The sequence below is a fragment of the Streptomyces sp. NPDC042201 genome, assembly GCF_055582185.1.
This window is the reverse complement of the sequence record NZ_JBVJDS010000001.1, coordinates 371,023-391,239: the sequence shown is the minus strand read 5'-3', so window position 1 is coordinate 391,239 and position 20,217 is coordinate 371,023. Positions and strand designations below refer to the sequence as shown.

General features: G+C 70.2%; 16 protein-coding genes. 12 read left to right on the top strand and 4 right to left on the bottom strand.

Going from position 1 to position 20,217, the window contains the following annotated elements:
* The first annotated feature begins 104 nt into the window (after positions 1-104).
* Genes ACZ6MZ_RS01705 through ACZ6MZ_RS01695 form a run of 3 tightly spaced genes read left to right on the top strand, consistent with a single transcriptional unit; the run spans position 105 to position 4,155 of the window.
* Complete coding sequence (locus tag ACZ6MZ_RS01705; RefSeq protein ID WP_389782646.1) at positions 105-1,595, top strand: aldehyde dehydrogenase family protein; 1,491 nt, start codon at positions 105-107, stop codon at positions 1,593-1,595.
* Positions 1,596-1,642: 47 nt separating this feature from the next.
* Complete coding sequence (locus ACZ6MZ_RS01700; protein WP_469349145.1) at positions 1,643-2,680, top strand: NAD(P)-dependent alcohol dehydrogenase; 1,038 nt, start codon at positions 1,643-1,645, stop codon at positions 2,678-2,680.
* A 44-nt stretch (positions 2,681-2,724) separates the two neighbouring features.
* Positions 2,725-4,155 carry an MFS transporter gene (locus tag ACZ6MZ_RS01695; RefSeq protein WP_469349144.1) on the top strand — a complete coding sequence of 477 codons (1,431 nt, stop codon included), beginning with the start codon at positions 2,725-2,727 and terminating at the stop codon, positions 4,153-4,155.
* 69 nt (positions 4,156-4,224) lie between these two features.
* Here the strand turns inward: ACZ6MZ_RS01695 and ACZ6MZ_RS01690 are convergent, their stop codons facing one another.
* The 3 genes from ACZ6MZ_RS01690 to pdhA are packed head-to-tail and all read right to left on the bottom strand — an operon-like array spanning position 4,225 to position 7,897.
* Complete coding sequence (locus tag ACZ6MZ_RS01690; RefSeq protein ID WP_469349142.1) at positions 4,225-5,721, bottom strand: dihydrolipoamide acetyltransferase family protein; 1,497 nt, start codon at positions 5,719-5,721, stop codon at positions 4,225-4,227.
* A 14-nt stretch (positions 5,722-5,735) separates the two neighbouring features.
* A complete protein-coding gene (locus ACZ6MZ_RS01685; RefSeq protein WP_384178509.1) occupies positions 5,736-6,716 on the bottom strand; it encodes an alpha-ketoacid dehydrogenase subunit beta in 981 nt (326 codons plus the stop codon).
* A gap of 2 nt (positions 6,717-6,718) precedes the next feature.
* Positions 6,719-7,897 (bottom strand): pyruvate dehydrogenase (acetyl-transferring) E1 component subunit alpha, encoded by a 1,179-nt coding sequence (pdhA, locus tag ACZ6MZ_RS01680; protein ID WP_389782653.1) that lies wholly within the window; start codon positions 7,895-7,897, stop codon positions 6,719-6,721.
* 324 nt (positions 7,898-8,221) lie between these two features.
* Between pdhA and ACZ6MZ_RS01675 the strand changes: the two genes are divergently transcribed.
* The 3 genes from ACZ6MZ_RS01675 to ACZ6MZ_RS01665 all read left to right on the top strand — a co-directional run bounded on the left by ACZ6MZ_RS01675 (position 8,222) and on the right by ACZ6MZ_RS01665 (position 10,561).
* Positions 8,222-8,881, top strand: coding sequence for a response regulator (locus ACZ6MZ_RS01675; RefSeq protein ID WP_384329070.1), 660 nt, complete (start codon positions 8,222-8,224; stop codon positions 8,879-8,881).
* A 108-nt stretch (positions 8,882-8,989) separates the two neighbouring features.
* Complete coding sequence (locus ACZ6MZ_RS01670) at positions 8,990-9,406, top strand: pyridoxamine 5'-phosphate oxidase family protein (protein ID WP_469349138.1); 417 nt, start codon at positions 8,990-8,992, stop codon at positions 9,404-9,406.
* A 141-nt stretch (positions 9,407-9,547) separates the two neighbouring features.
* Positions 9,548-10,561: a phosphotransferase gene (locus ACZ6MZ_RS01665; RefSeq protein WP_384178617.1), complete on the top strand. Its 1,014-nt coding sequence runs from the start codon at positions 9,548-9,550 to the stop codon at positions 10,559-10,561.
* Positions 10,562-10,629: 68 nt separating this feature from the next.
* Here ACZ6MZ_RS01665 and ACZ6MZ_RS01660 read toward each other — a convergent pair whose 3' ends face one another.
* Positions 10,630-12,231: a protein kinase domain-containing protein gene (locus ACZ6MZ_RS01660; protein ID WP_469349136.1), complete on the bottom strand. Its 1,602-nt coding sequence runs from the start codon at positions 12,229-12,231 to the stop codon at positions 10,630-10,632.
* A gap of 341 nt (positions 12,232-12,572) precedes the next feature.
* Between ACZ6MZ_RS01660 and ACZ6MZ_RS01655 the strand changes: the two genes are divergently transcribed.
* The 6 genes from ACZ6MZ_RS01655 to ACZ6MZ_RS01630 all read left to right on the top strand — a co-directional run bounded on the left by ACZ6MZ_RS01655 (position 12,573) and on the right by ACZ6MZ_RS01630 (position 20,179).
* A complete protein-coding gene (locus ACZ6MZ_RS01655) occupies positions 12,573-14,213 on the top strand; it encodes a protein kinase domain-containing protein (RefSeq protein WP_469349135.1) in 1,641 nt (546 codons plus the stop codon).
* 186 nt (positions 14,214-14,399) lie between these two features.
* On the top strand, positions 14,400-15,050 hold the full coding sequence (locus tag ACZ6MZ_RS01650; protein WP_469349134.1) for a hypothetical protein: 651 nt from the start codon (positions 14,400-14,402) through the stop codon (positions 15,048-15,050).
* 86 nt (positions 15,051-15,136) lie between these two features.
* Positions 15,137-15,826, top strand: a complete 690-nt coding sequence (locus ACZ6MZ_RS01645; protein WP_384328775.1) for a PadR family transcriptional regulator — start codon at positions 15,137-15,139, stop codon at positions 15,824-15,826.
* A gap of 76 nt (positions 15,827-15,902) precedes the next feature.
* On the top strand, positions 15,903-16,682 hold the full coding sequence (locus ACZ6MZ_RS01640; protein WP_469349132.1) for an ABC transporter ATP-binding protein: 780 nt from the start codon (positions 15,903-15,905) through the stop codon (positions 16,680-16,682).
* Complete coding sequence (locus ACZ6MZ_RS01635) at positions 16,679-19,525, top strand: ABC transporter permease (protein ID WP_469349130.1); 2,847 nt, start codon at positions 16,679-16,681, stop codon at positions 19,523-19,525. The genes ACZ6MZ_RS01640 and ACZ6MZ_RS01635 overlap by 4 nt, the downstream gene beginning before the upstream one ends.
* 111 nt (positions 19,526-19,636) lie before the next feature.
* Entirely contained in the window at positions 19,637-20,179 is a 543-nt protein-coding gene (locus ACZ6MZ_RS01630) for a bacterial proteasome activator family protein (protein ID WP_469349129.1), read from the top strand.
* The last annotated feature ends 38 nt before the right edge of the window (positions 20,180-20,217 follow it).

The window sequence follows — 20,217 nt, the reverse complement described above, 5'->3', positions numbered from 1 at the left end:
GCCACCACTATAACCAACTAGTTTGTTTGACAGCCACCGACGAAGGGCTTACGTTCGTGACACAAGAACAAACAAACTAGTTTGTTCTCCCACGGAGGTTCATCGTGTCTTCTCTTCTCCTGCTCGACCCGGCCTCGCGCCCCGCCCCGGCCTTCCTCCAGGGCGGTCCGAAGAAGCTGCTGATCGACGGCGCCTGGGTGCCCGCGCAGTCCGGCAAGACCCTCGAAACGGTCGACCCGACCACGGAGCAGGTGCTGACCAGCGTCGCCCTGGCCGGCTACGAGGACGTCGATCTCGCGGTGGCCGCAGCGCGGCGAGCGTTCGAGGATCCGTCCTGGTCCGCCATCACGCCCCACCGGCGCAGTCGCATCCTGCTCCAGATCGCCGATGTCATGGAGGCGAACGCCCAGGAGCTGGCGACGCTGGACTCCCTCGACATGGGCGGCACGATCGGGCTCACCCGCTGGATGATCGACCACTCCGTCGACGTCATCCGCCACTACGCCGGCTGGCCCACCAAGCACTACGGCCAGACCGCCCCGTCGGACCCCTCGCAGTTCAGCTACACGCTGCGCCAGCCGCTGGGCGTCGTCGCGGGGATCACCGCCTGGAACGGCCCGCTGCTGCAGGCCGCCTGGAAGCTCGGTCCCGCCCTCGCCACCGGCAACACGCTGATCCTCAAGCCCGCCCAGACGTCGCCTCTCAGCGTCCTGCGGCTGGGAGAACTCCTGCAGGAGACGGACCTGCCGCGCGGCGTCGTCAACATCATCACCGGCGACGGCCGCACCGCGGGCGAGGCGGTCATCACCCACCCGGGCGTCAACAAGGTGAGCTTCACCGGCTCGACCGCCGTGGGCAAGCACATCCTGGAATCGTCCACCGGCAACCTCAAGCGCGTCACGCTGGAGCTCGGCGGCAAGTCCCCGAACATCATCTTCGCCGACGCCGACCTGAAGGCCGCCGCTGTCGCCTCCGCGACCGGCTTCCTCGCGGGCGCCGGTCAGGGCTGCGTCGCGGGCACCCGCATCTTCGTCGAGGAGTCCGTCCGCGAGGAGTTCGCCGGACTGCTTCGCGAGGAGATGGCGACGTGGACCGTCGGCGACCCGTTCCACCCCGACACCCGGATGGGCCCGCTCGCCTCCCGTCAGCACTTCGAGCGTGTCTCCTCGTACTTCGACATCGCCCGCGAGGAGGGTGCCACCGTGCGCGTCGGCGGTGAACTGGAGGGCAACACCGGGCTGTTCGTGTCACCGACGCTCATCGACGACGTCACCAATGACATGCGTGTCGCCCAGGAGGAGATCTTCGGACCGGTCGCGGCCCTGATGTCCTTCAGCGACGAGGCCGAGGTCATTCGCGCGGCCAACGACACCGAATACGGCCTCGCGTCCGCGGTATGGACCAAGGACCTCGCCCGCGCCCACCGGGTCGCCGCCGCGCTGGAGGCCGGCACCGTCTGGGTCAACACCTACGGCGACATGTCCGCGGGCATCCTCCCGTTCGGCGGGTTCAAGCAGTCCGGCATCGGCCGCGAGCACGGCATGGACGGACTCGACGCCTTTACGGAGACCAAGACCGTCATGGTCCAGTTCTGAAGGACCGGACCGCACCCAGAAGATCAGTGAACGAGAGGGACAAGACCATGCGGAATGTCAGTGGATGGGCGGCCACCGAACCGGGAGGCCCCCTGAAACCCTGGGACTTCCAGCGGCGCGACGTGCTCAGCGAGGACGTGGCCATCCGGATCGAGTACTGCGGTGTCTGCTCCAGCGACATTTCCGCGATCCGCCACGGCGGCGCATTCCCGCTGGTGCCCGGCCACGAGATGACCGGGGAGGTCACGGCGGTCGGCGACCGGGTTTCCCGCTTCGCCGTCGGCGACAAGGTCGCGGTGGGCAACATCATCGACTCCTGCCGGGAGTGCCCGGCCTGTCTGGCCGACCGCGAGAACTGGTGCTTCGCGTACCCGACCCTCACCTACGGCGGCGCCGACCGGAAGGACGGCAACCCCACCCGTGGCGGCTTCTCCTCTGAGTACGTCCTCGACCAGCGCTTCGTCTACGCCCTGCCGGAAGGGCTCGACCCGGCCGGGGCCGCGCCGTTGATGTGCGCCGGCATCACGACGTACGCGCCGCTCCGCCGCTGGGGAGCAGGCCCCGGCAAGACGGTCGGCATCGTCGGACTCGGCGGCCTGGGCCACATCGCGCTGAAGATCGCCCACGCGCTGGGGGCCGAGGTCGTCCAGTTCACCCGGACGATGGACAAGGCGGCGGAGGCTCGGGCGCTGGGCGCCGACGACGTCGTCCTGTCCACGGACGAGAAGCAGATGGCCGCTCAGGCCGGCCGGTTCGACCTCATCCTCGACACGGTCGGCGCACCGCACGCGTTGGAGCCCTACCTTGCCGCGCTCGCCATCGACGGAACGCTCTGCATGGTGGGGATCCCCGAAGGCAACTGGACGGTCGACCCCCTCAGCCTGATCGTGGGGGCGAAGAACCTGGCGGGCGCCGGCAGCGGCGGGACGCTGGAGACCCGGGAGATGCTCGACTTCTGCGCGGAGCACGGCATCACCGCCGACGTCGAACACATGCGGCCCGACCAGGTCAACGAGGCCCTCGACCGGCTCGCACGCAACGACGTCCGCTACCGGTTCGTCCTCGACATGGCGGAGCAGTCCTAGGTTCTCTCGGGCCCAGGCTTCTCCGGCAAGGAATAGATGAAGGCATGAACACCGCCATATCCCCGCGGCCGCGCAGCGGTCCCCTCACGGGTGTGCTGGCAGCCGCCGGGATCATGGTGGCGGTGATGCAGACACTGGTCGTACCGCTGATACCCGACCTGCCGCGGCTGCTGAACACCTCCGCGTCCAACGCCTCATGGGCCGTCACCGCCACCCTGCTCGGCGCCTCCGTCGCCGTACCGGTCATCGGACGGCTCGGCGACCTCTACGGAAAGCGCCGCCTGCTGCTGGTCAGCACCGCGCTGCTGGTCCTCGGCTCGCTCGTGTGCGCACCCGCCGACTCACTCATTCCCCTGGTGATCGGCCGGGCGCTCCAGGGCTTCGGCATGGGAGTGATCCCGCTCGGCATCAGCATCATGCGTGAGGTGCTGCCGCCCGAGCGGCTCGGCTCGGGCGTGGCCATGATGAGTTCCTCGCTCGGCGTGGGCGGCGCGGTCGGCCTGCCGCTGTCCGCCGCGGTGGCGCAGAGCACCGACTGGCATGTGCTGTTCTGGGGCTCGGCGGGCATGGGGCTCCTGCTCGGTGGGCTCATCCTGCGGTACGTCCCCGAGCCGTCGGCAGGCTCGGGCGGCCGGTTCGACGCCGTCGGTGCGCTCGGTCTGTCCGCCGGTCTGATCACCCTGCTGCTGCCCGTCTCGAAGGGCGGCGACTGGGGCTGGGGAAGCGGGACCACGCTCGGCCTGCTCACCGTGTCCGCCGTGATCCTGCTGCTGTGGGGCGGCTGGGAACTGCGGCACCCCTCCCCCCTGGTCGACCTGCGCGCCGGCTCCCGCCGGCCGGTCCTGATGACCAACCTCGCGTCCGTCGTGATCGGTTTCGCGATGTACGCGGTGTCCCTGGTCGCCCCGCAGCTGCTCCAGTCGCCCGCGACCACTGGTTACGGACTGGGGCAGTCGATGCTCGCGGCCGGGCTGTGGATGGTCCCCGCCGGGCTGGTGATGATGGCCGTCTCGCCCTTCGCGGCGAAGCTCTCCGCCGCCCATGGCCCCCGAACCTCCCTGCTGGTGGGCGCGCTCGTCATCGCGTGCGGGTACGGGGCGGCGCTCGCGCTGATGGGCAGTGTCTGGGGGGTGCTGGTCTTCGCGGCGGTCATCAGCGCCGGCGTCGGTTTCGCGTACGCCGCCATGCCCGCGCTGATCATGGGCGCGGTCCCCGCCTCCGAAAGCGCCGCGGCCAACGGTCTCAACAGCCTGTCGCGTTCGCTCGGTACCGCCACCGCCAGCGCGGTCGTGGGACTGGTCCTGGCACGGATGACCACCGATCTGGGCGCGGTCACGGTGCCCTCCGAGGCAGGCTTCCGGGCCACCTTCATGATCGGCGCGGGGGTGGCGCTCCTGGCGGCCCTGGTGGTGCTCGCCATCCCGGCGCGGCCCGAAGCCGTCCCGTCCGTACCGCTCGCACTCGCTCATGAGTGAGCCCCGCGACCGTCTGCATGGTCGCGGGGCTCACTCGTCAGGCTGTTAAGCCCAGGTGACGTCGGGCTGTTACGCCCAGGTGATCAGGCGCTTCGGCTGTTCCAGGACCGCGGCGATGTCCGCCAGGACCTTGGAGCCCAGCGCGCCGTCGACCAGCCGGTGGTCGAAGGAGAGCGCCAGGGTGGTGACCTGACGCGGCTTGACCTTGCCCTTGTGGACCCAGGGCTGGAGCTTGATCGCGCCGACCGCCAGGATCGCGGACTCGCCCGGGTTGAGGATCGGCGTACCGGTGTCGACGCCGAAGACGCCGACGTTGGTGATGGTCACCGTGCCGCCCTGCATGGCCGCCGGCGTCGTCCTGCCCTCGCGGGCCGTGGACACCAGCTCTCCCAGTGCTCCCGCCAGTTGGGGCAGGGTCTTGTCGTGCGCGTCCTTGATGTTCGGGACGATCAGCCCGCGCGGGGTCGCGGCCGCGATGCCCAGGTTGACGTAGTGCTTGAGCACGATCTCCTGGTTGGCCTCGTCCCAGGTCGCGTTGACCTCGGGGTTGCGCTTGATGGCGACCAGCAGCGCCTTGGCGATGAGGAGCAGCGGGTTGACCCGCTGGCCCGCCATGTCCTTGTCGGACTTGAGCTCCTCGACCAGCTTCATCGTGCGCGTCACGTCGACGGTGATGAACTCCGTGACATGCGGCGCGGTGAAGGCGCTGCCCACCATCGCGGCGGCCGTGGCCTTCCGTACGCCCTTGACGGGGATACGGGTCTCCCGGCCGTCGCCCTGGACCGCCACCGGTGCGACGGCGGCAGGAGCGGCCGCGGCCGGCGCCGGAGCCCCGGCCTCGGCGGCAGCGGGAGCCGGAGCCGGGGCCGTCGCCGCGTGGACGTCCTCGCGGGTGATGATCCCGTCGGGGCCGGTCGGGGTGATCGTCGTCAGATCCACCCCGAGGTCTTTGGCGAGCTTCCGTACCGGCGGCTTGGCCAGCGGCCGGGACAGCGCGGACTGCCCAGACTGTCCGGACTGTCCGGAGGGCTGGGACTGCGCGGCGGGCTGGGACGGGGGCAGCGTGCCCGACTGCCCGTTCATCTCACCCTGAAGCGCGGCGGCCACCTGCGCCGTCGCCTGCTCGGGTACCGAAGCACCCCTGCGCGGGCGGCGCTTCGTGGACGCCTCGGCCACTCCGTACCCGACGAGGACCGGCGTACGGGTCGCCGGTTCCGAGGGTCCGGAGGGTTCGGTCGGTTCGGAGGGTCCGGCAGCGGGGGCGACCGGCGCGGCCGCAGCCGGCGGCTCCGGCTCCGCGCTGCCCGGCGCCACGTCCACCGTGATGATGGACACGCCGACATCGACCGTCGTGCCCTCCCCGAAGCGCAGCTCGTGCACCACCCCGTCATACGGAATGGGCAGCTCGACGGCCGCCTTCGCGGTCTCGACCTCGCACACGACCTGGCCGTCGGTGACGGAATCGCCCGGCTTTACGTACCACTTGAGGATCTCGGCCTCGGTGAGTCCCTCGCCCACATCGGGCATCTTGAACTCTCGATAGCGAGTGGAAGTGTCAGCAGTCATGGTCACGGCACTCCTCAGTACGCGAGCGAGCGGTCGACGGCGTCGAGCACTCGGTCCAGGCCCGGGAGGTATTCGTCCTCCAGGCGGGCCGGCGGATACGGCGCGTGGTAGCCGCCAACCCGGAGCACCGGGGCCTCCAGATGATAGAAGCACCGCTCCGTGACGCGCGCGGCGATCTCCGCGCCGGAGCCGAAGAAGACCGGCGCCTCGTGCACGACGACCAGCCGGCGCGTCTTCTCCACCGACGTCTGGATCGTGTCGAAGTCGATCGGGGACATCGAGCGGAGATCGACGACCTCCAGCGACTTGCCCTCCTCGGCGGCCGCCGCGGCGGCCTCCAGACAGACCTTCACCATCGGGCCGTACGCGGCGAGCGTGAGGTCGGAGCCCTCCCGGGCGACCCGCGCCTTGTGCAGCGGTCCCGGGATGGCCTCGTCGTTGACCTCGCCCTTGTCCCAGTAGCGCCGCTTGGGCTCGAAGAAGATCACCGGGTCGTCGCTCTGGATGGCCTGCTGCATCATCCAGTACGCGTCCGCCGGCGTGGACGGCGAGACGATCTTGAGGCCCGCGACATGCGCGAAGAGCGCCTCCGGGGACTCGCTGTGGTGCTCGACCGCGCCGATGCCGCCGCCGTACGGGATACGGATCACGACGGGCATCTTGATCTTGCCGAGCGCACGGGCGTGCATCTTCGCGAGCTGCGTGACGATCTGGTCGTACGCGGGGAAGACGAACCCGTCGAACTGGATCTCCACGACCGGCCGGTAGCCGCGCAGCGCGAGACCGATGGCCGTGCCGACGATGCCCGACTCGGCGAGCGGGGTGTCGATGACCCGGTCCTCGCCGAAGTCCTTCTGGAGTCCGTCCGTGACGCGGAAGACGCCGCCGAGCTTGCCGACGTCCTCGCCCATGATCAGGACCTTGGGGTCGGTCTCCAGGGCCTTGCGGAGCGATTCGTTGATCGCCTTCGCGAGCGGGAGCTTCTGTACGGCCATGGCTACTTGCCCTCCGCGGTCTGAGCGTCCGCGTCGGCGAACGACGCCTGGTACGCGGCGAACTGCGCGCGCTCCTCGTCGACGAGCGCGTGCCCGTCCGCGTAGACATGGTCGAAGATCGCCATGTGGTCCGGGTCGGGCATGGCCCGTACCGCCTCGCGCACCCGCTTGCCGAGCGTCTCGCTCTCCTCGTCCAGGGCCGTGAAGTACGCCTCGTCGGCCTGGCCCTCGTTCTCCAGATACCTGCGCAGCCGCAGGATCGGGTCCTTGGCCTCCCAGGCCTCCCGCTCCTCGTCGGCGCGGTACTTGGTCGGGTCGTCGGAGGTGGTGTGCGCGCCCATCCGGTACGTGAACGCCTCGACCAGCGTCGGTCCCTCGCCCCGGCGGGCCCGCTCCAGCGCGGAGCGGGTCACGGCCAGGCAGGCCAGGACGTCATTGCCGTCGACCCGGACGCCCGGGAAGCCGAAGCCCTGGGCGCGCTGGTAGAGCGGCACCCGGGTCTGCTTCTCGGTCGGCTCGGAGATCGCCCACTGGTTGTTCTGGCAGAAGAAGACCACCGGCGCGTTGTAGACCGCGGAGAAGGTGAACGACTCGGCGACATCGCCCTGGCTGGAGGCGCCGTCCCCGAAGTACGCGATCACGGCGGAGTCCGCGCCGTCCTTGGCCACGCCCATGGCGTAGCCGGTGGCGTGCAGCGTCTGCGAGCCGATGACGATCGTGTACAGATGGAAATTGTTGCTGTTGGGATCCCAGCCACCGTGGTTCACACCGCGGAACATGCCCAGCAGGTTGGTCGGGTCGACCCCGCGGCACCAGGCGACGCCGTGCTCCCGGTAGGTCGGGAAGACATAGTCGTCGTCGCGCAGCGCGCGGCCCGACCCGATCTGGGCGGCCTCCTGGCCCAGCAGTGATGCCCACAGCCCGAGCTCGCCCTGGCGCTGGAGCGCCGTGGCCTCGGCGTCGAAGCGGCGGGTCAGGACCATGTCCCGGTACAGCCCGCGCAGTTCCTCCGGGGTCAGGTCGATCGAGTAGTCCGGGTGCTCGACGCGCTCGCCCTCAGGGCTGAGCAGTTGTACGAGCGGGGGCTCGGAACTCTGCGGCTGCGGCGTCCTCTTCGCGCTGGCGCGCTTGGCGCCGCTGCTGCGTCGCGGTTTGCGCGCTGCAGTGCTCTCCACGGTCACGTGCGTGCTCCTCCGTCTGTCCGGCCCCCGGGATCCGCCGGGAACCAGTGCGGCTCGCCTGTTACCGCCGCGTGCACGGGGTGGGTGCGACACGGTCGGGACAGGCGTGACAGGTGCCCCGGCGAGCGCCCTGTCACAGGCACGTTACCCAGTGCACCGCATTACTGCGAAACCCCACTTGACCTGCAATTTTGCTTGGATTTCCAAGTAAATCGGCAAAGTCGGGAACAACCACTGGTCACAGCCTTGCAGGCCGCCGGAACAACGGCACGTTATCCCGCTGATCTGCGACAGGGAAGGGGTGAGTGTGTGAGACTGAATTCTGTGCGTGAAGAGGGAAAAATCACGGTATTTCTGGTTGATGACCATGAAGTCGTCCGCCGGGGCGTGTACGAACTGCTCTCTGTCGAGGATGACATCGAAGTCGTCGGAGAGGCGGGCACGGCCGGGGACGCTATGGCCAGGATCCCCGCGACGCACCCCGATGTGGCCGTGCTCGACGTCCGGCTGCCGGACGGCAGTGGGGTCGAGGTGTGCCGGGAGATCCGTTCGCGGGACGAGAGCATCAAGTGCCTGATGCTCACCTCGTTCGCCGACGACGAAGCGCTTTTCGACGCGATCATGGCTGGGGCCTCCGGGTATGTGCTCAAAGCGATCCGCGGCAATGAGCTGCTGACGGCGGTACGGGACGTGGCGGCCGGCCGGTCGCTGCTCGACCCGGTGGCGACGGCCCGGGTGCTGGAGCGGCTGCGTGACGGCGCCGGCCCCAAGGCCGACGACAAGCTGGCCGGCCTCACCGACCAGGAGCGCAGGATCCTGGATCTGATCGGCGAGGGCATGACCAACCGCGCCATCGGCGAGCGACTGCATCTCGCCGAGAAGACGATCAAGAACTATGTCTCCAGCCTGCTCTCCAAGCTGGGGATGGAGCGCCGGTCGCAGGCGGCCGCGTATGTGGCACGGCGCCAGGCCGAGAAGCGCTGAGGCCGCATACGTACCGTGATGGGCCCGGTTCTAATCGGGACCAACGTCCCCTGATTCCGGGGCCGCCTCCTCTGGTGGCGGGCGGCAGCGCCGACGGAGAGTGGACGCATGTTCTCCGAGGAGCGCCGCGCGATCGAACTGCTCAGCCACGTGTCATACGGACGGGTGGCGACCAGTATGCGCGCGATGCCCTTCGTCGTACCCGCCTGCCATGTCGTGACGGACGGCCACGTGCTGCTGCGGATGCACGCGGGTCTCGGCTACCACCGCGCATGCGGCGGCGGGGTCGTGGCCTATGGCGCGGACAACTTCAGCAGCGGTGCGGACGACCTCTGGTCCGTCCAGTGCACCGGCACGGCCGAGATCGTCGAGCCGACGCCGTTCGAACGGGATCTGTTCGGTCGCGGCCCCCGCCACGTGGACGGAAAACCGTTCGATCCTGTCTATATGCGGCTTGTGCCGCAGTTCGTCACCGTACACATGCTCGACCACTCCCGAGAGCGACAAAGCCAACACGTTGCGTGATCTAACATCTGGCAGGTGCCGCGCTCATCTGAACTCGCTGCGCCTGCCGCGATTACGCTGATCCCCCTGCCCACCTCCCCTTCGCACGCCTCGCGTGCTGCTTCTCTGCCTGCTTCGGCTTCTCTGTCTGCTTCGGCTTCGATGCCTGCTTCGGCTTCGCTGTCCGCTCCACCCGTTCGCACGCTGCTCCGCCGCTACCGGAACGCGGGCGAGCCGCTGTCCTGCGAGCCCGTCGCCCAAGGACTGCTCAACCGCGGCTACCGGCTTGCCACCACCCGCGGTTCATATTTCCTCAAGCACCATCTCGACGGCGACCATCTGGCGATCTCTCGCCAGCACCGGGCCACCCAGCGGCTCCAGGCGCTCGGTCTGCCCGTCGCCCCGCCCGTCGAGAACACCGCGGGCGACACCGTCGCCGTCATCGGCGGCCGTTGCTACGCCCTGCACCCCTGGGTCGAGGGGCGCCACCGCGACGGCGCGCAGCTGACGACCCTCGAATCCCGGCGTCTCGGGGGGCTCCTCGGGCTCGTGCACGTCTGTCTGGACCGCGTGATGGCGCCGGACCCCGCGGGCCTCGCGTACGACAGCCCCGACCCCGCGGACACCTTCGCGCTCATCGACGAACTGCTGGCCCTGGCCCGCGCCCACACCCCCCGGGCCACCTTCGACGCGCTGGCCGAGCACCGTCTCGTGGAACGCCGTGTCCTGCTGGAGCGCCATGCCCACCGCCGTCCGCCCCGGGGCGCCGAGCCCGCCACCGGCTGGGTGCACGGCGACTTCCACCCGCTGAATCTGCTCTACCGGGGCGCGGAGCCGGCCGCCATCGTCGACTGGGACCGGCTCGCCGTACAGCCGCGCGCGGAGGAGGCGGTACGGGCCGCGGCGATCTTCTTCGTCCGGCCGACCGGCGAACTGGAGCTGGCGAAGGTACGGGCGTACGCCCGCGCCTACCGCCGCGCGGCCGGCGCGGAGCCCTCGGAACTGGCCGCGGCGGTGCACCGGGTGTGGTGGGAGCGGCTCAACGACTTCTGGATACTGCGCTGGCGCTACCAGCGGAACGACCGAAGGGCCGACCCGCAGTTCGCTGCGGTGTCGGCCCTGGCGGTGTGGTGGACGCGGGAGTACGAGGCGGTGTGCGAGGCCTTCACGGGGTGATCGCCGTCAGGGGGTGATCGCCTTCACGGGTTGATCACCTTCACCGGCGGGACGCCCGGTACGGGGATTCAGCCGCTGCCGCCGGGAACACCACCGAGCGCGCCCCCGGCGGGTTCCCCGCCGGGTTCACCGTTGGCACCGCCGTCGGCGGTCCCGCCGGTGGGGTCGCCGTCCCCGCCGCTCGGCGGGGTGGACGGATCGCCCGACGTGTCGCCGTTGCCCCCTCCGTTGTTCGCGCCACCGTCCGTCGTACCCGTGTCGGAGGTGGACGGCGTCTCGGACGGCTCCTCGGAGTGGCTCGGCGTCTCGGACGGTGTCTCGCTGGGCGGGAACTCCGGCTGCTGGTTGCCCCCGGTGGAGGTGTCCGGCTGGTCGTCCTCCGAGGACTGCTCGTCCGAAGGCGTCGTATCGTCGCTCGGCGTCGGCTGGCTCGGGGACTGGGACTTCTTGTCGTCCGTCGTACCGCCGCCGGTGCCACCGCCCATGCCCTGCACCGCGTAGGCCACGCCTGCCACTATCGCGATCAGGGCCAGCGCGACGAACAGCCACATCTTGCCGCGGCCGCGCTCGCCGCCCTGATGATGGCCGTCGTACCCGCCGTCGTCCGGGTTCATCGGCGGCAGGATCGGGCCCTGCGAGGTGTCGCCGTGCGGCGGGTGCCCCAGCGCGGTCGTCGCGGCCATGCCCATCGCCGGGGTGCTGCCCCCGGCGTGCGCCTCGACCGGTCCGGTGTTCCAGACGCCGGTGTGGCTGCCCTGCTGCTGCAGCATCTGCATGCCGTACTGGATCAGCCCGCGCATCTCCTCGGCGCTCTGGAACCGGTCGTCGGGCTCCTTCGCGAGCGAGCGCATGACCAGGCCGTCCAGCTCCGGCGGCGCCGCGTCCAAGACCTCGGACGGCGGGACCGGGATGTCCTGGACATGCTGGTAGACGACGGAGAGCGGGGTCTCGCCGGTGAACGGCGGGCGCAGGGCAAGAAGCTCGTAGAGCAGACAGCCCGTCGCGTACAGGTCGCTGCGGTGGTCGACGGCCTTGCCGAGCGCCTGCTCCGGGGAGAGGTACTGCGGCGTGCCCATGACCATGCCGGTCTGGGTCATCGTCGACTGCGCGCCGTGCAGGGCGCGCGCGATGCCGAAGTCCATCACCTTCACGGCGCCGGCGTCGGTGATGATCACGTTCGCGGGCTTGATGTCACGGTGCACGATGCCGTGCTGGTGCGAGTAGGCGAGCGCCTCCAGCACACCGGAGACGATGATCAGGGCCTGCTCGGGCGGCGGTGCCTCGGCGCTGACCAGCAGGTCGCGGATGGTGCGGCCCTCGACCAGCTCCATGACGATGTACGGCACGGTCCGGCCGTTGACGGTGTCCTCGCCGGAGTCGTACACCGCCACCACCGCGTGGTGGTTGAGGCCGGCGACCGACTGTGCCTCACGGGTGAAGCGGGCCTTGGAGACCGGGTCCTCGGCGAGATCGGCCCGGAGGAGCTTGACGGCGACGGTGCGTCCGAGCCGTACGTCCTCGGCCGCGAACACCTCGGCCATACCGCCGCGGCCGAGACGGTGGGTCATCCGGTAGCGGCCGTCTCCGACCAGCCCGCCGACCAGTCCGTTGTCGCCCCAGGAGTCCGCAGCATCCGACACGCCGCCGGCAGCTTCGGGATCGGGTGCCATCAGTCCTCGCCGTCGTTTCTGTCCGCGTGATGACCGCGGGCGCGGTACGCGGTGTCTCTGTGTGTCTCAGGGGTGGCTATGCCATGTCACGCTACAGGCTTCGTATGACACGCCGGTCCAGGATGGACCGGCCATCAAACCGGCTGCCCCTGGACGCACGCAAATCCCATGGTGTTCCTGTAACGCTTCCGAGACGCTTGTTGTGCTTACGGTCACGGAACGGGCACCCGGCTTGACGTGTCAGTGCCCTGGGGCAGACTTGGCGCGTAAATACGGGATCACTGCGTCAGCGTGACCGCGTCAGCAGCACCGCGTCAGCGCGCCGAGGGGGAAGCACAGTCATGAGCCAGGACGGCGCACAGGGCCGCCATGCGGGCGGTTCGGTCGCGGGCGGCCGGTACCAACTTCGCGACCTGCTCGGCGAAGGCGGTATGGCGTCCGTATATCTGGCGTACGACGCGGCGCTCGACCGGCAGGTGGCGATCAAGACCCTCCACACGGAGCTGGGGCGCGAGCAGTCGTTCCGCGAGCGGTTCCGGCGCGAGGCCCAAGCCGTCGCCAAACTGTCGCACACGAATATTGTCTCCGTCTTCGACACGGGCGAGGACGAGCTGGACGGCGCGCTGATGCCGTACATCGTCATGGAGTACGTCGAGGGGCAGCCGCTCGGCTCCGTGCTGCAGTCGGACATCAGGCAGTACGGCGCGATGCCCGCCGACAAGGCGCTCAAGGTGACGGCCGATGTGCTGGCCGCCCTGGAGACGAGCCATGAAATGGGCCTGGTCCACCGGGACATCAAGCCCGGCAACGTGATGATGACCAAGCGCGGCGTCGTCAAGGTGATGGACTTCGGCATCGCGCGCGCCATGCAGTCGGGCGTCACGTCGATGACGCAGACCGGCATGGTCGTCGGAACGCCGCAGTATCTGTCGCCCGAGCAGGCACTCGGGCGCGGCGTCGATGCCCGCGCCGACCTGTACTCGGTCGGCATCATGCTCTTCCAGTTGCTGACCGGCCGGCTGCCGTTCCAGGCGGACTCGCCGCTGGCCATCGCGTACGCGCATGTGCAGGAGGAGCCCGTCGCTCCGTCCTCCATCAACCGCTCGGTCACCCCGGCGATGGACGCGCTGGTCGCGCGGGCGCTGAAGAAGAACCCGAACGAGCGCTTCCCGAGCGCGGCCGCCATGCGCGACGAATGCGCGCGTGTGATGCCGGCCGGGCAGACGGGCGCCCCGGTGATCGTGCAGGGTGCTCCGCACAACAGCGGCACGGGCGTGGGCTCGGCAGTCTTCCCGCCGGTGGATCAGGCGCACCCGGCGCCGCAGAGCGTCCAGACGCCGTACCAGCCGGGACCGTACGGCCCGCCGACGTCCGCCCCGATGCAGACGCCCGGTCCCGGGTACGGCTATCCGCAGACGCCTCCGGGATACCAGACCCCGGCTCCGATGCCGATGCCGAACGCGTACTCCCTCTCGCCCCAGACGGCGGCCGGTCCCACCCACGGCGGCCATGGCGGCCACGGCGGGCGGGGCAGCGGCCGCGGTGGCGGCGGCAGGCGGAACATGCCCGTCATCGTGGGCTCGATCGTGATCGCGATCGTGGCGATCGGCGGTCTGATAACCGCGCTCTCGCTGAGAGGGGACGACAGCCCCGGGACCACCGATCCGGGTACCAGCGACTCCCCGGTGGCGGGTCACCGGGCGCCGGAGCGGAACCGCACCATGGAGTCCACGGAGTGCTCCGAGGCCTCTGAGGACGCCTCCGACCCGACAAAGGTGGAAGCTCCCGACCTGCGCTACAAGGACGTCCTCTCGGTGAAGAAGTGCCTCAACGCCGCGCAGTGGACCTGGGAGGTGCGGGAAGTGGACAACGGGCAGTACGCGGAGGACACCGTGATCGACCAGTACCCGCGTCAGGGCTCCGGCGTCGTGCCCAAGGACCAGCGGTTCGAGCTGACGATCTCCACGGGTGACCCGGAGTAGGCCCGGTCCTGCTCCTGCTTCCGGTCCTGCTGCTCCTGTCTCCTGCTCCTGCTCCTGCTCCTGAGGGGTGCGTAGTCCTCAGGTAGGACCCGGTCTGGACCCGGTCTCTTTTTTCGCGTCCCTCGTACGGGTCTCATCCGCGGCATCCGAGATGCCGGAGTCGCCGCCCCATGTGACGCTGAGTCGGTGAGCCCAACGCTCGGCATCCACTGCGCCACCGCGGTCGCGTCCCTGTTGCTGGCCGCGCCTGTCGTCTATGCCGAGGACCCCCCTCCCCCCTCCACCGCTCCGACGGCGTCCCAGGAGCGGGCCCGTGGGTCCGCCCCCCGGCCGGACGCGATGCCCCCTGACGAGAGCGGTGAGGCGGGCCACCACCCTTCCACGCGTCCCGGCCGGCCGCCCTCGGTCTCCGATGCCCCTTCCTCTTCCGACTCTTCCGACTCCCTTACGGAGCCGTCCGCGCCCGACTGGTCGCCCGACGACAGCACGGACGAGTGGGACGAGACCGAGGGCACGGGCGAGGGAAGGAGAGACGCGACGAGGCGGGGAACGAAAGACGGCACATCAGAAGGAACGGGAGAAGCAACGGGCGAGGGAACAGGAGAGGGAACGGACGAGGGAACGGGCGACGCGGAGAAGGAGCCGGGAAAGCCCGCGTACACCCCGGAAGCGCCCACCGCGCCCGCGGATCAGCCGCCCGACGCCGCCCGCAAACCGGCCGCGCGTGCCCTCTCGGAGGGCGTCACGCGGCCCGTCCCCGTACTGACGCTCGGCGCCGGAATCATGCTGATCGGCCTCGGGCTGGGGTTCCTCGGAGTGCGGCTCCGGCGCCGCTGACGGCCCCCCCTCATCCTTACGGCGTACTTTTCAGGTCAGCCTCAGGTCGCTTGCGGGACACGACTTACTCGGTATACATACTGAGTATGTCGATTCGCCATGGGCTTCTCGCCCTGCTGGAACGTGGCCCGCGCTACGGCTCTCAGCTCCGTACGGAGTTCGAGTCCCGCACCGGTGCCACCTGGCCCCTCAACGTCGGGCAGGTCTATACGACCCTGAGCCGTCTGGAGCGCGACGGCATGGTCGCGCAGGACGGTGAGGACGACGCGGGCCATGCGCTCTACGCGATCACCGAGCCCGGCCGTGCCGAACTGCGGTCCTGGTTCCGTACGCCCGTCGACCGCACCAGCCCGCCCCGGGACGAGCTGGCGATCAAGCTCGCCATGGCGGTGGGCGCGCCGGGGGTCGACATCCGGGAGGTCATCCAGTCGCAGCGGCGCCACACCATTCAGGCGATGCAGGACTACACACGGCTCAAGGCCCAGGCTCTCGAAGTCGCCCCGGCCAACCGGGACGAGGTGGCCTGGCTGCTCGTCCTGGAACAGCTCATCTTCCAGACCGAGGCGGAGGCCCGCTGGCTCGACCACTGCGAGTCCCGGCTGATCCGCCTCTCGCTGATGCCGGCGGCGAGCACGGAAGCACCGACCGGCGACTCGGCCGACGGCCCGACGGCTGGGGGACCGACGGCGGACGGGCCGGGGGCCCCGGCCGCGGTATCGGCACCCGCGTCGGCGCCAGGACCGAGGGGCGGCGCCCGCCGGGCACCACGGCGCTGACCGCGGCGGCTCCCGCCCCACCTCACTCTTCCGCACATCCACTCGTGCCTGCGCGCACGCCCAAGGGGGACTTCTCATGCCCGATCAGTCACACCAGCCACATCAGTCACTCACGCCACAGCGGTCACAGCGGCAGCCCGTGCTGCAGCTCCAGGAACTCACCCGGGTGCACGGCAGCGGCGCCACCGAGGTGCACGCCCTGCGCGGCATCAATCTCGATGTGTTCCCCGGCGAGCTCGTCGCCGTCATGGGTCCGTCGGGCTCCGGCAAGTCCACACTGCTCACCATCGCGGGCGGCCTCGACAACCCCACCTCGGGCCGAGCGATCGTCGAAGGCACCGACATGACCACCGCCGACCGCAAGCAGCTCGCGGCCCTGCGCCGCCGCAGCATCGGCTATGTCTTCCAGGACTACAACCTCATCCCCGCCCTCACCGCCGCCGAGAACATCGCCCTCCCCCGCGAACTGGACGGCACCTCCGCCCGTAAGGCACGCGTCGAGGCCCTGGCCGCGCTGACGGAGATGGGCCTCGATCAGCTCGCCGACCGCTTCCCCGACGAGATGTCCGGCGGCCAGCAGCAGCGCGTGGCCATCGCCCGCGCGCTCATCGGCGACCGGCGCCTGGTGCTCGCGGACGAACCGACCGGCGCCCTCGACTCCGAGACCGGTGAGTCCGTGCTCGCCCTGCTGCGCACCCGCTGCGACGCGGGCGCGGCCGGCATCCTGGTCACCCATGAGCCGCGCTTCGCGGCCTGGGCGGACCGGGTGGTCTTCCTGCGTGACGGCGCGGTCGTCGACCAGACCATCCGCAGCCAGGCGGACTCGCTCCTCACCGGCCAGGCGGCCGAGCTGTGAAGACCTGGTTCCATTCCTGGCGGGCCGCGGTGCGGATCGCCCGCCGCGACGCCTGGCGCTTCAAGGGACGCAGCTTCCTCGTCCTGGCCATGATCGCGCTCCCCATCCTCGGCGTGAGCGCCGCGGACCTGACCGTGCGCAGCGCGGACCTCTCCACCGAGGAGAGCCTGGACCGAACCCTCGGGCAGGCCGACGCGCGGCTCACCGATCCCTCGCTGGGCGGTGTGCCCCTCCTCCAGGACCCGCAGGGCGAGGGCTACGCACCGGTGGGGAACTTCGACGAGGAGCCCTGGCCCGAGGGGGCCACCGACCTCACGAAGGCCATACCGGCGGGCGCGACCTCCCTGGAAGACACCCTGGGGTCCGGAAAGCTCCGCACCACGCACGGACTGCTGCACACCGAGATCCGCGAGCTGAAGGCCGCTGACCCGATGGCCCGGGGCATCATGCGCCTCGACCGCGGCCGCTTCCCCGAGAAGGCCGGCGAGGTCGCCGCGACCACCCACTTCCTGGAGGCCAGCGGTCTGCGGGTGGGATCGAAGCTCACGGCCCGCGGACTCGACGCCGACTACCGGATCGTCGGTGCGTACGAACTGCCCGACTCGCTCAAGACCGATCAGGTCACCGCGCTTCCCGGCGCGTTTCTGGCCCCGCTCGACAAGGCGCTGAAGGCCGACGGACTGGCCGGCTCCGACACGACCACCACCCTGCTGGTGAGCGTTCGCGGTGGTTTCACGTGGAACATGGTCCAACAGGCCAACACCCATGGCGTCACGGTGGCTTCCCGCGCCGTGGCCCTGAACCCGCCCGCCCAGGCGGACATTCCGCTCTACCAGCAGGACGGCTGGGGCGTCTACGAGCAGAGCGCTGCCTCCAAGACCGCGGAGCTCGCGGTGGTCGGCACCGTCGTCGGCCTCGCCATGCTGGAAATCTGCCTGCTGGCAGGACCCGCCTTCGCCGTCGGCGCCCGGCGCTCGCGCCGCCAGCTCGGCCTGGTCGGTGCCAATGGCGGCGACCGGCGCCATATCCGGGCCATCGTCCTCGGCGGCGGTCTGGTGATCGGTGTCGCGGCGGCCGTCGTCGGTACGGTTCTCGGCCTCGCTCTCACCTACGCCCTGCGGCCCCTCCTCGAGGACTACATGGGGCAGCGCTTCGGCAGCTTCGACGTCCGGCCGCTGGAACTGCTCGGTATCGCGCTGCTCGCGGTGCTCACGGGGCTGCTGGCCGCGATCGTCCCGGCGATCACCGCCTCCCGCCAGACCGTCCTGGCCTCGCTCACCGGCCGCCGCGGGGTGCGCAAGGGCAGCAGGGTGCTGCCGGTCCTGGGGCTGATCGCGTTCGCCCTGGGTGCGGTGATCGCGCTGTACGGCTCGACGCTGACCGATCAGTTCGCGGTCGTCGCGGGCGGCAGCGCCATCGCCGAGCTGGGCGTGGTCGCGCTGACCCCCGCCCTGGTGGGTCTGTTCGGCCGGATCGGCCGCTGGCTGCCGCTCTCCCCCCGGCTCGCGCTGCGCGACGCCGTACGCAACCGGGGGCGCACGGCCCCTGCCGTGGCCGCGGTGCTGGCCGCGGTCGCGGGCACGGTGGCGGTGTCCACGTACGCGGCGAGCAGCGATGCCCAGAGCCGGGCCAGTTACGAGCCCCAGCTGCCGCACGGCGCGGTCTCCGTCATGATCGACGAAGAGGGCGGCCGGGATGTGCCGGCCGTGCGCACGGCGGTCCAGCAGAATCTGCCCGTCGACGTACGGGCCGATGTGGGCCGTATCTCCGTCGGGAAGGCCAGCTGCTCGATGTACGGCGGCGAGGAAGGCTGCGGCCGTTTCGAAGTCGTCGTGCCCAAGGCCAACCGGTGCCCGCTGTGGAGCACGAGCCAGGAAGACCCCTCGGAGAGGTTCAGCAAGGCCGAGCGCCGCAAGCTCGTCAAGGACTGGCGCTGCGAGGAGAAGAACATCTACAGCGGCGTCGAAAGCGGTGTGCTGATCGGTGACGCCAAGGTCCTGACGGTCCTCGGCATCAAGGATCCGGCGGCCGAGAAGGCTCTGGCGGACGGCCGGATCGTCTCGTTCGACAAGCGCAATCTCGACACGAACGGGAAGATCGGCATCAGGCTGATCACCGACATCGCCAAGGCGGACGAGGCCACGGAGAAGGGCGAGGAGCCGCCGGGCACCGTCAAGTCGCTCCCGGCGCACCAGGTCCCGGGGGAGCAGAACGCCTACGGCCTCTCGATGATCCTGACGCCGGCCGCGGCCAAGGCCGCCGGCATCAGCACCGTCCCGTTCGGCGCGTACTACTCGACCAGCGCCATGCCGAGCAGCGCGCAGCAGCAGAAGCTGGACGCCGAGATCGACAAGACCGGCACCGCCGTCAGCCTTCATATCGAGAAGGGCTATGTCAGCGAGAGCGACATCATGCTGCTGGCGCTGACGATCTTCGCCGGACTGATCACCATCGGCGCGGCCGGTATCGCCACGGGTCTGGCCCAGGCGGACGCGGAGGCCGACCTCAAGACGCTCGCCGCGGTCGGCGCCCCTGAGCGGGTCCGCAGGACCCTCAGCGGATTCCAGTGCGGGGTGGTGGCCGTGATGGGTGTGCTGCTCGGCTCGGCGGCGGGCGTGCTCCCCGCGATCGGGCTACGGATGACCCAGCGCCGTGAGGAGCTGGCCTGGTACCGCGAGGCGCTCGACGAGGGCCTGGGCGCCGTATCACTGCCGTACGTGCCCATCGTCGTCCCCTGGGGAACGCTGGCCGCCCTGCTGATCGCGGTGCCGGTCGGCGCCGCGGTGCTGGCGGCCCTCGTCACCCGCTCGCACCGGACGCTGGGCCGCCGCGCGGCCACGTAGTCCGCGTCCGCGCCCGGTGTCCTCGGCGGATCCGTGCCCCCGTACGAAGGTGGATCACCTTCATACGGGGGCACACCACGTGGTGACGTACATGTGCGAGACAATGGCCGCATGGAGATGCCGAGGAACGAACGGTCGCAGGAGAGCCCCCATGTCCTGGTGGTGGGGCAGGACGGGATGGCGCTCGGCGGCGGTGCAGCCGACGACGAGGCGCGGGAGATCCCGGTGACGGAAATGGTCGAACAGCCCGCGAAAGTCATGCGCATCGGCAGCATGATCAAGCAACTTCTGGAGGAGGTGCGGGCAGCCCCTCTGGACGAGGCGAGCCGGGTACGGCTCAAGGAGATCCACGCCAGCTCGGTGAAGGAGCTGGAGGACGGCCTCGCTCCCGAGCTGGTCGAGGAACTGGAGCGGCTCTCGCTCCCCTTCACCGACGAGACGATCCCCTCCGAGGCGGAACTGCGCATCGCGCAGGCCCAGTTGGTGGGCTGGCTGGAGGGCCTCTTCCACGGGATCCAGACGGCGCTGTTCGCGCAGCAGATGGCGGCCAGGGCCCAGCTGGAACAGATGCGCCGCGCGCTCCCGCCGGGCTCGGTCCAGGATGACGAGGGCGACCAGGGGCACGGCGCGATCCGCTCCGGCCCGTACCTGTAGGTCCCCGTAGACGCCCTCTGCGGCCCGGCACACCGTGG

What these genes read in the sequence shown, in the direction of transcription:
- ACZ6MZ_RS01700 (WP_469349145.1), top strand. Translation starts at nt 1,643, where the DNA reads ATGCGGAATGTCAGTGGATGGGCGGCCACCGAACCGGGAGGCCCCCTG.
- ACZ6MZ_RS01695 (WP_469349144.1), top strand. Translation starts at nt 2,725, where the DNA reads ATGAACACCGCCATATCCCCGCGGCCGCGCAGCGGTCCCCTCACGGGT.
- ACZ6MZ_RS01690 (WP_469349142.1), bottom strand. Translation starts at nt 5,721, where the DNA reads ATGACTGCTGACACTTCCACTCGCTATCGAGAGTTCAAGATGCCCGAT.
- ACZ6MZ_RS01685 (WP_384178509.1), bottom strand. Translation starts at nt 6,716, where the DNA reads ATGGCCGTACAGAAGCTCCCGCTCGCGAAGGCGATCAACGAATCGCTC.
- ACZ6MZ_RS01670 (WP_469349138.1), top strand. Translation starts at nt 8,990, where the DNA reads ATGTTCTCCGAGGAGCGCCGCGCGATCGAACTGCTCAGCCACGTGTCA.
- ACZ6MZ_RS01665 (WP_384178617.1), top strand. Translation starts at nt 9,548, where the DNA reads ATGCCTGCTTCGGCTTCGCTGTCCGCTCCACCCGTTCGCACGCTGCTC.
- ACZ6MZ_RS01660 (WP_469349136.1), bottom strand. Translation starts at nt 12,231, where the DNA reads ATGGCACCCGATCCCGAAGCTGCCGGCGGCGTGTCGGATGCTGCGGAC.
- ACZ6MZ_RS01655 (WP_469349135.1), top strand. Translation starts at nt 12,573, where the DNA reads ATGAGCCAGGACGGCGCACAGGGCCGCCATGCGGGCGGTTCGGTCGCG.
- ACZ6MZ_RS01645 (WP_384328775.1), top strand. Translation starts at nt 15,137, where the DNA reads ATGTCGATTCGCCATGGGCTTCTCGCCCTGCTGGAACGTGGCCCGCGC.
- ACZ6MZ_RS01640 (WP_469349132.1), top strand. Translation starts at nt 15,903, where the DNA reads ATGCCCGATCAGTCACACCAGCCACATCAGTCACTCACGCCACAGCGG.
- ACZ6MZ_RS01630 (WP_469349129.1), top strand. Translation starts at nt 19,637, where the DNA reads ATGGAGATGCCGAGGAACGAACGGTCGCAGGAGAGCCCCCATGTCCTG.